The organism is Aequorivita aurantiaca (assembly GCF_030410135.1).
Taxonomy (GTDB): Bacteria; Bacteroidota; Bacteroidia; order Flavobacteriales; family Flavobacteriaceae; genus Aequorivita; species Aequorivita aurantiaca.
The window spans coordinates 291,972-304,704 of the sequence record NZ_JAUGQQ010000001.1 but is presented as its reverse complement, the minus strand read 5'-3'; the positions used below and the strand labels follow the sequence as shown (position 1 = coordinate 304,704).

At 39.7% G+C, this 12,733-nt stretch carries 12 protein-coding genes; 3 read left to right on the top strand and 9 right to left on the bottom strand.

Annotation, left to right across the window (positions count from 1 at the left end; genetic code table 11):
• Positions 1–189: 189 nt before the first annotated feature.
• From QRD02_RS01430 to QRD02_RS01390, 9 genes are all read right to left on the bottom strand, one after another.
• Positions 190–942 (bottom strand): tetratricopeptide repeat protein, encoded by a 753-nt coding sequence (locus QRD02_RS01430; RefSeq protein WP_290253110.1) that lies wholly within the window; start codon positions 940–942, stop codon positions 190–192.
• A gap of 9 nt (positions 943–951) precedes the next feature.
• Positions 952–2,724 carry a BatD family protein gene (locus QRD02_RS01425; protein ID WP_290253109.1) on the bottom strand — a complete coding sequence of 591 codons (1,773 nt, stop codon included), beginning with the start codon at positions 2,722–2,724 and terminating at the stop codon, positions 952–954.
• 3 nt (positions 2,725–2,727) lie between these two features.
• On the bottom strand, positions 2,728–3,555 hold the full coding sequence (locus tag QRD02_RS01420; protein ID WP_435373015.1) for a tetratricopeptide repeat protein: 828 nt from the start codon (positions 3,553–3,555) through the stop codon (positions 2,728–2,730).
• Between the two features lie 52 nt (positions 3,556–3,607).
• Positions 3,608–4,651, bottom strand: a complete 1,044-nt coding sequence (locus QRD02_RS01415; protein ID WP_290253107.1) for a vWA domain-containing protein — start codon at positions 4,649–4,651, stop codon at positions 3,608–3,610.
• Between the two features lie 4 nt (positions 4,652–4,655).
• A complete protein-coding gene (locus QRD02_RS01410; protein ID WP_290253106.1) occupies positions 4,656–5,090 on the bottom strand; it encodes a hypothetical protein in 435 nt (144 codons plus the stop codon).
• Positions 5,091–5,108: 18 nt separating this feature from the next.
• Positions 5,109–6,113: a vWA domain-containing protein gene (locus QRD02_RS01405; RefSeq protein ID WP_290253105.1), complete on the bottom strand. Its 1,005-nt coding sequence runs from the start codon at positions 6,111–6,113 to the stop codon at positions 5,109–5,111.
• On the bottom strand, positions 6,103–7,773 hold the full coding sequence (locus tag QRD02_RS01400) for a DUF4381 domain-containing protein (RefSeq protein WP_290253104.1): 1,671 nt from the start codon (positions 7,771–7,773) through the stop codon (positions 6,103–6,105). The genes QRD02_RS01405 and QRD02_RS01400 overlap by 11 nt, the downstream gene beginning before the upstream one ends.
• 19 nt (positions 7,774–7,792) lie before the next feature.
• Positions 7,793–8,656 (bottom strand): DUF58 domain-containing protein, encoded by an 864-nt coding sequence (locus QRD02_RS01395; protein ID WP_290253103.1) that lies wholly within the window; start codon positions 8,654–8,656, stop codon positions 7,793–7,795.
• Between the two features lie 83 nt (positions 8,657–8,739).
• Positions 8,740–9,744 (bottom strand): AAA family ATPase, encoded by a 1,005-nt coding sequence (locus tag QRD02_RS01390; RefSeq protein WP_290253102.1) that lies wholly within the window; start codon positions 9,742–9,744, stop codon positions 8,740–8,742.
• 238 nt (positions 9,745–9,982) lie between these two features.
• Here QRD02_RS01390 and QRD02_RS01385 point away from each other — a divergent pair, with 238 nt between their 5' ends.
• The 3 genes from QRD02_RS01385 to QRD02_RS01375 all read left to right on the top strand — a co-directional run bounded on the left by QRD02_RS01385 (position 9,983) and on the right by QRD02_RS01375 (position 12,730).
• Entirely contained in the window at positions 9,983–10,735 is a 753-nt protein-coding gene (locus tag QRD02_RS01385; protein WP_290253482.1) for an SDR family NAD(P)-dependent oxidoreductase, read from the top strand.
• 129 nt (positions 10,736–10,864) lie between these two features.
• Positions 10,865–12,001, top strand: coding sequence for an ATP-binding protein (locus tag QRD02_RS01380; protein ID WP_290253101.1), 1,137 nt, complete (start codon positions 10,865–10,867; stop codon positions 11,999–12,001).
• A gap of 3 nt (positions 12,002–12,004) precedes the next feature.
• Positions 12,005–12,730, top strand: coding sequence for a metallophosphoesterase family protein (locus tag QRD02_RS01375; protein WP_290253100.1), 726 nt, complete (start codon positions 12,005–12,007; stop codon positions 12,728–12,730).
• Positions 12,731–12,733: the final 3 nt, after the last annotated feature.

Genomic DNA, 12,733 nt, shown 5'->3' with positions numbered 1-12,733 from the left:
TTCTTCCTCATTCATTGAAAAAAAAGTCGAAACATCGGGTTGGGAACCTGAAAGACTAATAAAGGCTGGCGTTACAAGAAAACTCGTAAACACAATAATTAAGAATATACTGATCGGCCTCACCCACTTTTTTTAGGAAATCCAAAAATAATAGTTTGAGGTTTATTCCGTGTTAAGTAAATATTAAATCTAAAGCTGTTTTAAATCAGTGGCAGGAATCCAACCATCTTTTCCGTCTTCCAAGGCAATTCGGAACCAATTTCCATCCTGTGCCATAATCTGAACTTTAGTGCCCTCGTGAAGCGTAAACGCAACGTTGCTGCCCATGGACGGCTCGGTTTTTACTTCAATTTCACTGGCGAAAATAACGGCAAGCTGATTCTTTGAATAGTCGCCATAGGTAAAAAAAGCCATCGTAAGTGATGCAATCAATAGAACACCCGCAAACATAGAACTCACAAAAAGCAAGCGTTTTCTTCTTTCCGAAAAGGCGAAATAATAAAATAAAAACAATGCAACGAAAAATATGGAAAAAGCAACGGCCAAAATGGCCCAACCATTAAAGGTGAAAATTCCCGAAATGCTGTTGTACCATTTTGAAAAGACTGTTTTTGGCAGCGGTTCAATGGCGTCTATCCTTGCGTTTTCGGCGAAGGCCAGATTGTTTTTTATATCATTGTCATTGGGGGAAAGCTGTAGCGCCTTTTCATAATAATATATGCTTGGCCCAATATGGTTCAACTTATATTGTGCGTTTCCCAAATTGAAATAAAGTTCGGCAGAATGTTGGCCATTGTCCAAAATTTTCATCCATGCGTTTACCGCTTGTTGGTATTTTCCGTTTTTATATAGCTCTTTTCCTTGTTCAAAGAGATTTTCATTTTGTCCGATTCCGGAGAAAGAAACGAGTATAATCAATAGGTACAGCAGCTTTTTCATCATCTTCAATTTTTACTGTATTTGTTTGTCAATATTTGAAATTACTTCCACCGCCTTGGAATAATCATTTTGAACGGATGCTGTTGAAGTAGAAGCATATCGGGCGAATTCGCAACTTTTCAACAGACCAATAAAATTTTCCACGGTCACCGCCTCCACATCTCGTTCGAGCAACATTTTTGAAATGAGGCCTTTTTCCATTTCCGAAGTTTCAATATTCAGCTTCGCTTTTAAATAATTGTGAAGCGCCCGTTCCAAGGCTTCGTAAAAAGGGGCAGGATTTTGAATATTACGCTTTGCTTCGGAAAGATATTTTTTCGCAAGTTTGTTGGCGCGCCGCAGCTTGTTTCCTTCCACATCGTTCATTCGCTCTTTGCGCTTTTTTCCCGCAAGGATAAACAGCGGGATCAGTAAAAAGGGGCCTCCCAAAAGCGACCAAAATAGGGCCGATTTAAAGAAATTTTCCTGCGCTATGTTACGAAGATTGGCATCCAACTTTATATATTTAAAGTTTTCCTTTGAAAGAACAACTTGTTTTTTCGAGTCGGTCGTATTGCTATTTGCGGTCGCAGAACTAATGGGTCCGGATTCAACTTCAATCGTAAATTCTTTTGAGGTGAGGGTTCTATACTTTTCCGTATTTGGATCAAAGAATGAAAAAGTAATGGGATTCACCGGATATGTTCCTTTAAATTGCGGCACTATTGTATAGGAATCGGTGACGGAGCCTGACATCCCGCCGATAGTGGTGCTTACGCTTTCACTGTGCTCCGGTTCATAAACCTCTAAGGTATTCGGAAGTTTTACCGACGGAAGGGTGAACAATTTTAAATTTCCCTTTCCCGAAACTTTTAGATCCAATTGCAGGGATTCATTGGCGTTTAATGATGTTTTGTTGGGAATTACCTCGAAGGCGAAATCACCCACGGCGCCATTAAAACCATCCGGCCTGCCTTCCAGCGGAAGTGGTTTCACATTAATGGTACGCTTGCCCGCGGAAATAGTTTTGTTTACGCGCTCCATTACCCTCCTTCCGAAAATGTCGCGGCGGTTGCCTTGCACGTCTATCGGAATATCCAGGGTTAGCGGTTCTATTTCCAACTCCCCAGTTTTTTGAGGATACAGCACGGTAGTCCGTAAAATTACATAGCGGTAATTTTGGCCATTGTATTTGCCTTCATACACCTTGAAATTATTTTGGTTGTCAATATTTTGGCTCCAGAAATCTGCATATTTCGGAGTGTCGATTTCCCGCCATTGGCTAGTGATGCTTACGTCGTGTGAAACATAAAGTTTGTATGTTACGGTAAGCGCTTCATTTAAATATGGATTTGCGTTAGAAATTTCTGCAACCAAATGCACATTTTCACTGGCCACATAATCAGCATTATTGCCATCCTTAGGCACCTCAACAGCGGCGGTGACCTCCACCTCAACAGGTAGGGTTTTATAGGTTTCTCCTTGAATTTCAATGGTGGCTTGGGCAATGGTTATTTTCCCGCGGGTCTGTGGTGCCAAAAAGTAAGAATACGTTTTTGAAAAACTTCGCTTACCATTTATCCACGAATTGCTGATGGATTGGTTGGGGCCGCCCACAACGCGAAACCCCTCAAAATTTGGCGGTCTGAAATTGTCGCCATCTTGGTTCATTTCAAAATCTATCCGCAAACGCTCGTTTATTCCCAGTCTTTTTTTGCTCACCTTCGCGTCAAACTGAACCTGTGCCGTGGCAGCTATAGTGCACAGTACAAACCCTAAAAGGAATAAAAAACTCATCTTCTTCATAATCTACCAATCTTTTTCCGTTTTCACTTTTGCGCCTTTCTGTTTTTCGGCATTTATTTTTTCCTGCGTTTTTTTCTCTTCGTTGTTCATGGCTTCCAACAGACTTTTCACTTGCTGAGGTGAAAGTTGTCCGGGCACTGGTTGTTGCTGTTGGGGCTTGTCGCCTTCTTCATCTTTTGGTTTTTCGGGATTGCCTTTGTCTTTATCGCCTTCTTTTTTGTCTTGTTTTTCGTCGCCTTTATCCTTTTCGTCTTTTTCGTCGCCTTGGTCGCCTTCTTTGTTCTTATCGTCCTTTTCCTGCTGATCTTTTTTGTCCTGATCTTTTTCGTCCTCGTTTTGGTCTTTGTTTTTGTCATCTTTATCCTCCGGTGGTGGCGGATTTTTTTCCAGCATATCTTTTGCCAAAGCTAAGTTATAGCGAGTTTCGTCATCATTCGGGTTGTTGCGAAGCGCATTCTTATATGCCTCAACTGCTTCGGAATATTTCTTTTCATTCATAAAAGTATTTCCCAAATTATGGAAAGCTTTATGTTTTTCTGCCTTAGAGGTTGCGGCGGTTGCGGCCTGTTTGAAACGAAGCATCGCTTCGGCATTTTTTTCCTTTCCGTAGTAAGCGGTTCCTAGATTATATTTCGCAATTTCTCCTTTTGGATTTAACGAAATTGCTTTGCGATAATCTGCTTCGGCCGTGGAAAATTCTTCTTTTTGAAGCGCCTGTTGTGCTTCGCTTAAATAATTTTGGGACGCTCTAAAATCTGCTTCTTGTTCCTTCGATTGCTGTGGTTGTGCGAATGAATTTATTGAAAAGAAGGCCGTACAGAGGATAATCATTATCCGCAGCACAACATCTTTCTGAAAAAAAGCTTTATCTCCAAACATCATTTTATTGTTTTTCCTTTTCATTAAACAAATTCAATTTTTTCAGCCAAGCGGTTTGGCGTTCCAATAGAAATACGTCCAAAACCAGCAAAAACAATGCCCCAGCTAAAAACCATTGGAATTGGTCTTTAAAATCGGTGAATTGTTTCGCCTCGAATTCCTTTTTGTCCATTCCGTTCAAAATGGCATTTACTCGGTCCACAACCACTTTTGTGTTTGAGCCATCAATATACTCACCGTTGGCCGTTTTGGCAATCTCTTTAAGAGTTTCTTCACCTAAACGGGTGATAACCTGTTCGTTATTTTGGTCGCGTTTGTAATATTGTAGCACCCCGTTTTCTTTAATGGGAATTGGCCCACCTTCAACCGTACCGACGCCAATTGTAAAAATCCGGATACCTTTTTCGGCAGCTTCTTCGGCAATTGATGCAACATTGCCCTCGTGATCCTCCCCGTCGGAAACTAGGAAAAGGACGCGATTTGTCTGGTCCTCATCGTCATAAAAAGTTTGCGCCATTTCAATGGCTTGTGTAATGGCAGTTCCTTGGGAAGAAACCATATCGGTATTCATTCCGTTTAGAAATAATTTTGCCGAGGAAAAATCGGAAGTGATGGGCACCTGCGGAAAAGCGCTGCCCGCGTACCCGATAATCCCAATTCTATCACCCGAAAGATTGTTGATTATTTGAGTAATGAGCTGTTTTGATTTTTCCAAACGGTTGGGGGCAATATCCTCTGCCAACATACTTTTGGAAACGTCCAAGGCGAAAACTATATCCACGCCTTCGCGTTTTACGGTTTCCAGTTTTGTGCCGATTTTCGGATTTACGAGCGCAAAACTTAAACACGCAATAGCCAGACAAAGCACGAAAACTTTTAAAACCGATTTGAAAAGCGAGCGGTTTGGGCTCAGTTTTTTCAGAAGTTCTTTGTCGACAAATCTTTTTTGCACCCTTTTTTTCCACACTAAAACCAATAAAAATACCATCACAATCACCGGAATGGCGAAAAGGATGTAAAAATATATGGGTTGTTCTAATTGGTACATTTTCTTATTTAGTGCTATTCTTAATTTGTATTATTTTGTTTTTTATATTCATTCTTTCAATAGAAAAATCATTGGTTTTTTCGTTTGCCAAATCAATCATCAAAAGTAATTTTTCTGATAATTTCGTCATATCGATAGCTTGCTCAATCTTATATTCTTGCGATTTTTGAAATATTTGAAATAACAGGTTTATTAAATTTTCAAGATGTTCCTCATTTATATTTTCCAATCTCTTCACCAATTCGAAATTTTCTGGGGCCACAATTTCCGTTAACGACATGTCAAAAAACTCTTTTAATTTTTCATCGGTTTCAGAAACTATTGCTTGAAAGTTATTTATATCCGCAGAATTGGTTTTGTCAATCAGTTTTTTCAAAACCATTGTCAACTTTTGAATTTCTCGTTTTATATAATCATTTTCCTGTTCCAAAATTTTCAAATTTATTTTTTGAAAATATTACACAAATCCCCGGAAGACCGTCATCCGCAATAAAAACTCAAACCCAGTCAAAACCAATGCGAAGATTGCCCACGGCCGAAACATTTCATCGTAATGGGTGTATTTAAATTCCTCAATATCCGTCTTTTCAAGCTTGTTGATTTCTTCGTAAATCTCTTCCAATTTCGTGTTCGATGTTGCCCGGAAATATTGTCCGGCAGTTTTTTCAGCAATTTGCTTGAGCAGGGCCTCGTCAATTTCCACTTGCACATTTCCGTATTGAAATCCGCCGTCGGGGCGAATGCCAATGGGCGACATTGCCATTCCGTTTGTTCCCAAACCAATCGTGTATACTTTTATACCGAATTCCACCGCAAGTTCGCTCGCGATTTTTGGATCAATAAAACCTGTGTTGTTCACCCCGTCCGTCAATAAAATAATGACTTTGCTTTTTGCACGGCTTTCCTTTAATCGGTTTACGGCCGTTGCCAAGCCCGAACCAATTGCGGTTCCGCCCTCAATGGTTGTGTTGTAGGTTATATTTTTCAAAGAGGAAAGCACAATCGTTTTATCACTCGTTAATGGCGTTCGCGTATAACTTTCGCCGGCATACTCCACCAACCCAATTCTATCATTTGGGCGATCGTCAATAAATCTTGCCGCTACTGTTTTCAATGCTTCCAAACGATTCGGTTTCAAGTCGCGCGCCAGCATACTTGCAGAAACGTCAATTGCCATTACGATATCAATTCCGCTTGTGGTTTTTGTTTTTGTGGATTCGTCAACCGTTCTCGGGCGCGCCATTGCTACGATTAATGCTGAAAGCGCCAAAAGGCGAAGCGCGAAAAGCACCGGTTTCAATCGAGCCAACCAGTTTTTTCCCGATTTGAAACCAGTGACACTTGAAATTTTAAGGGAAGCCGTTTGTTGATTCCGTTTCCATAAATACCATAGCACAAGCACCGGAAGTATTAGGAACAACCAGAAAAACTGCGGATTCACAAATTCGAAATTATTGCCCATCTTTCTCTGAAATTTCAAGTTCTAAGGACGCTTCAATTCTTTTTAATATTTCTTCGGCGTATTTGCCGTCATCTTGGTACACGATCAACACTTGCTGCAATCCGTTTTGCTGTGCGAAAAGTAACAACTCATAGGTGCTGGTCTCTTTTAAAACTTTATTATCTGAAACTTGCACGTTGAATTCGCCGTAGGCTTTCAGTCCTTTTATGCCTTTATCGGTTTCAAAGTCGTCCCGTTTTACAATCATATTTTTTGCGCCACTTTGCTCAAGATCGTCCAACACCGCTTCTAGAGCTGTTTCCAAAGCAATATCTTGTTTTTGTGCAAATTGTGTGGTAGAAACCATAATGAAAAGTGGGGAATTCATAGTGCCGTATGTGAAAAAATCCCTGCCCATTACGGCACTATTATCAGCAGTTGTTGAGGGAGCTTCGGCGCGAACTAGCACTTCCGGTGTTTCAAGAATTACGGCCGGATTGCCATATTCACTATTTATCCATCGACCTTCAGCCAATTCGCGTAGGTCGTTGCCAAAAACCTTGTCTTTTAAATTATCGAAACCAGTTACGCTACCGTAAATAATAGCTGCCAAAACAACGGTTGCCAAAAGTCCCGAAATTCCTAAAACCCATTTTCTGCGCTGGCGTTTTTTCTGAAGTTTTTCAAGGTATTCCTGATTTGCCAAAAGTTCTTCCTCGGTTGGTTCGGGCACCGCTTCATGGGTTTCGTTAATAATTTCCTCGATCGTTTTTCGATCCACTTCGGCCTGGCCAGTTTCTTGGTTCATTTTTGCAAATTTCACCAAATCGGCGCGCTTGAAAATGGCATCCAATTTTCGGATGGTTTCCACATCAAAATCGAAACTTCCGGCGTCTTTGTGCATCATCAACCGCGTGATAAGCTCATCGCTGGTACTTTCGAGTGCCGCTTCATCCACTTCCCGATCCAAATATCTTTTTACTATTTCGGTAAGGCTACTGTAATATTCCTTGCTTTTGTTTTCTTTTAAAAGTTGACTGTTGTCCAAAGTTTTTAGAGCGACTATTGCTTCTTCATAGGGTGGCAATTGCTTTTCGGCGGCTTCTTTTCGTTTTTTTCTTCGAAATAAATAAAATGCAATCCCGATAATTATAAGAATCGGAACCAACCAATAGAGAAGGGATAGCCAATCAAACGGCGGACTTTTCACTTCCATTGCCGGTTTTATGTCGAACATTTTCTGTTTTGTGGTATCGACGGGCACGTCAGCCACTTCAACATTTATGGAATCGGTGAAATATGGTTTATTGTTTATGAAAATGCGCTGAGGGGGAATGGTATATTTACCGCTATCAAACTGCGTCAATCCATACTTTTTAATGAGTCGATATTTCGTGCCTTCAAAAGTAGTGTCAGTTTTATAGGATTCAATCATTTCCAAAGGTGCAAAAGTCTGCTCTTCCGGAAAAACAACTACATCTGTAGAATCTGCGTTTACGTTAATGGTATAAAGGATTTCTTCACCAATTTTAATTTTTGTGGAATCGATGGATGAAGATACTTGTGAAAACGAGACGAATGATAAAAGAGAAAAAAATAGGGAAAAAAGAGGTTGCCTTATAGACTTTTGGGAAAGTCCAAAGTTGGAAATGCTACTCAATAAAAATCTAAAATCTAACATCTAAGTTCTTCTATCTTTTTTATCGTCTCTTAAAATACCCTAACAATTTTTTCACATAACTTTCATCAACCCTTGTGCTTATGGCACCCGCGCCACTTTTTGTGAAAGACTCGGTAAAATAATCCACCCGTTCCCGGTGATAACTGTAGTATTGGTTGCGCACATTTTTTGAGCTGGTATTCACCAATAAAAGTTCGCCCGTTTCTTGGTCTTCCATTTGCACCATTCCCAGATTTGGAATAGTTTCTTCGGCTTTATCGTAAATTCTTATTCCCGTAACATCGTGTTTTTTCGCTGCAATTTTGAGAGTGTCCCGATAATGGTCTGCTATGAAATCTGAAAGCACAAAAACGATTGCTTTCTTTTTCATTACGCTGCTTAGAAATTTTAAGGCGTTGGCAATGTCGGTTTTGTTACTTTTTGGTTTGAATTCAATTAATTCGCGAATGATTCTAAGCACGTGCGATTTTCCTTTTTTTGGCGGAATGTAAAGTTCTATTTCATCTGAAAAAAGAATCAATCCAGTTTTGTCATTGTTCTGCATTGCGGAAAATGCAAGGGTTGCGGCTATTTCAGTAATGATTTCATTTTTGAATTGATCCTGCGTTCCAAAAAATTCGGAACCACTAATGTCAACCACAAGCATCAATGTAAGCTCGCGTTCTTCTTCAAAAACTTTTACAAAAGGCTCGTTGTAGCGCGCAGTAACGTTCCAATCTATGTTACGCACGTCGTCGCCAAATTGGTATTGGCGTACTTCGCTGAACGTCATTCCGCGGCCTTTAAAAGTACTGTGATACTCGCCACCAAAAACGTGATCGCTCAGGCGCCGCGTCTTGATCTCGATTTTGCGTACTTTTTTAAGAAGTTCTTTAGTATCCACTGTCGTAGTTTCAGTTGTCAGGTTTCAATTTTCAGGTTCAAAGCATTTAAAACTTTAAACTTTGAACTTGTAACTCTGAACTTTTAGGGTACTTCAATTACATTAACAATCTTGTTGATGATGTCTTCGGAAGTAATATTTTCGGCCTCGGCTTCATAAGTAATACCAATTCTGTGGCGAAGCACATCGTGCACAACCGCGCGAACATCTTCGGGAACCACATACCCGCGGCGGCGGATAAAGGCATAACATTTAGCGGCAATGGCTAAGTTTATACTTCCACGTGGGGAGGCCCCAAAATTGATAAGGGGTTTTAAATCTGAAAGGCCAAAGTTCTCGGGAGTACGTGTGGCAAAAATAATGTCGAGGATATATTTTTCGATTTTCTCATCCATATAAACCTCGCGCACCGCAGCTTGGGCTCGCAAGATTTGCTCCACAGTTGCTACGGGATTAATTTGCTCATAATCGCCTTTTAAATTTTGACGGATTATTAATTGTTCCTCCGAAATCTGGGGATATTTTATAACCGTTTTCAACATAAAACGGTCAACCTGTGCTTCGGGCAAAGGGTATGTACCTTCTTGTTCAATTGGGTTTTGGGTGGCCATTACCAAAAAAGGCTTGTCGAGCTTAAAGGAAGTTTCGCCAATGGTAACCTGTTTTTCCTGCATGGCTTCAAGTAGTGCAGATTGTACTTTGGCGGGCGCACGGTTAATTTCGTCTGCAAGTACGAAATTGGCGAATATGGGTCCTTTTTTTATGCTGAAGTCATTGACCTTCATATTATAAATCATGGTACCCACCACATCTGCAGGGAGCAAATCCGGAGTAAATTGTATTCGGCTAAAGGTTCCGTGAACGGCCTTTGCAAGCGTGTTTATTGCGAGTGTCTTTGCCAGTCCCGGCACACCTTCAAGAAGTATGTGGCCTTGGCCCAAAAGGCCTATCAGCAAACGTTCCACCATATGTTTTTGGCCTACGATTACTTTGTTCATTTCCATTGAAAGAATGTCCACAAAGGCACTTTCTCTTTCAATTTTTTCGTTTAATGCCCCAATGTCAAAGGTCGAATTTGTATTTTCCATACCGTATTTAGATTCAATTATATGCCTTTATAAAAAGTCGGTGCAAATTGAAAATTTATTGACTAAAAGGCTGTTAACAATTGGTTAAAATAAAAATCCTTTAAACTTAAACTTTTATTAGTATTTCTGGGCAATTGTCAAGGTAATAAATACTGAAACAACCGTCGATAGAATAATTCAGAAATAGTATTTTTAATGAGTATTTAAGCCTATAAAAATCAGGGATAAAAAACAGATGATGAATAAAACAGTATTTATAACCGGAGCAACTTCCGGAATTGGGATGGCCACAGCGCGGGTTTTTGCCAAGAATGGTATGCGATTGATTTTGTGCGGAAGAAGGGAAGACCGTTTGAAGAATATTTCGGAAGAACTCTCAAAAATCACAGAGGTGCATACCTTAAAATTTGATGTTCGCCACAAAGAGGAAGTTTTTTCGGCAATCCAATCCCTTCCGAAGCAGTTTTCGGAAATTGATATTTTAATAAACGATGCGGGAAATGCCCACGGAATGGAAACAATCGACCAAGGAAATGTGGACGATTGGGACGCCATGCTAGACATAAACGTGAAGGGAATGCTTTATGTCAGTAAAGCAATACTTCCACAAATGATAGCGCGCAAAAGTGGGCACATCATAAACATCGGGAGCACCGCGGGAAAGGAAGTTTACCCAAGGGGAAATGTGTATTGCGCTAGTAAATATGCCGTAGATGCCCTAACCCAAGGCATGCGGATAGACCTAAATGGAAAGGGAATAAAGGTAGGGGCCATAAACCCGGGCTTGGTGCAAACTGAATTTAGCGAAGTACGTTTTAAAGGTGACCGAGAGAGGGCAGAAAAAGTGTACCAAGGTTATGTGCCCTTGCAACCGGAAGATATCGCTGAAATTATTTTGTTTGCGGTAACGCGACCGCCACACGTAAATATTGCCGATTTGACCGTTATGTGTTTGGATCAGGCTTCTTCCACCATTGTAAATAAAAAGTGATGTTTAAATTAATTTTTTAAACCAATAAAAGTAACAAATGTCACAGCTTGTCGAATAAACACATTGTTCGGATTTTGACAACTGAGTTTGAAAAATTTATGTGAGAGTATTTTTAGAAAATTATTGTAAATGATCAACAAACGACTTTTAATCAAAAACCTACTCGCCCATAATGACGAGAGCAGTTTTTATGATAAAAAGCGAAAAATTGATCTTGGAACGAAAGAAGGCAAGGCGAAATTTTTGAAACATATTTGTGCCCTGAGCAACAGCAATCCGGCAAACAATTCGTTCATCGTGATTGGGGTGGAGGATGAAACCAATGAAATTACCGGAGTCGATTTTTTTGACGACAGCAAAATCCAGAATCTTGTAAATGCATATTTAACCAATGCCCCGCTCATTATTTATGAAAATGTGGCATTCCCGAATTTGCCTTCCGATAAAGTGGTGGGGTTGGTTACTATTCGTCCGAACGGAAAAATAACTTCGCTTCGAAAAAATATCTGGAAATATTGGGGAGGCTCCATTTTTCTTCGCGACGGAAGTATTTCGATGCCCAAAGATTTTGATATTGAGATAAAGGATATCAATTCAGAAATTGTAAAATCCATAGAAAATGCCGCAAAAAATAACATAGAATTAACGCTGGATGGAGTGATAGACTTTATAAACCATCGCCACAAGGATTTGGATAGCAATTACAAGGTTTTCAAAGAACAATTTGTGGTTTGTTGGGCGGGAAAACAAAAAAGGGTAAAGGACAAAACCTATTTTTCCCGTGTCGATATTGAATTGATAAATGAGCAGGTTCGGCTGTTTTATTCGGCTTTGGATGAGATTAGCATAGATTATTCCGAAGATTATTTTAAAATTGTAGAATACGTCCACTTAGGTTTGAACGAACAATTTAAATATTATCCCTTGGAAGAAGTTACAATTCATTTCAAGGAAAATGGCTCATATCAAATGGATTCAAAATTAATTTTTGAAAGTCCGAAATTTAATAAGAAAACCTTATTTCATATTTACAATTCCAACAATTCAATATTGGAAAAAGTGAAGAAAAATATTCCGTTGAATCCTTCCGAGGAGAAGGATTTGCGCAGTCTTCCCTCAACATATCTAATCTGCTATCTGAACAATTTTGACGATGCCAAGGAAAAATTGCAGGAAGCAAAGGAATTATTGCGCGATTACGATACGGAGGCATATCAGCTTTTAAAGGAATCATTGCGAATTTTGAGAAAGGTAAGTTATAATTAAACTATGCGAACAGTTGTAATTGGTGATATTCACGGAGGTTTTAGAGCCTTAAAACAAGTAATGGAAACAACAAATCTTCCGAAAGATACACGGTATATTTTTGTGGGCGATTATGTGGACGGCTGGAGCGAATCTGCCGAAGTTGTTTCATATTTAATAGATTTTTCAGAAAGAAATGATTGCATTTTCATCCGCGGAAATCACGACGAATTACTTTATAATTACTTAAAATTTAATGATGAAAATCCTGCGTGGCGAAGCCAAGGCGGCGAAAGCAGTATAAAAAGCTATTCTAAAATTTCCGGAGAGGAAAAGGAGAAACACATCGAATTTTTTGAGAATTTGGTAAATTTTCACATAGATTCTGAAAACCGCCTTTTTGTTCACGCAGGTTTTACAAATCAAAGTGGTCCACAAAATGAATATTATCCAAACATTGTTTATTGGGACCGAACCCTGTGGGAAATGGTATGCGCAATGGACCAATCCATTTCCACCGATAGCGACAAATACCCCAAACGATTAAAACTTTTTAAGGAAATTTATATCGGCCACACGCCCGTAACCCGTGTTGGCTTTGAGAAACCCGCCAAATTTGCCAATGTTTGGAATGTTGATACGGGAGCGGCTTTCAAAGGAAGAGTTTCCATGATGGACATTGATTCAAAAGAAATCTGGCAAAGCGAACCAGTTTTCAAATTATATCCTGAGGAAAAAGGCAGGAATTAAGAC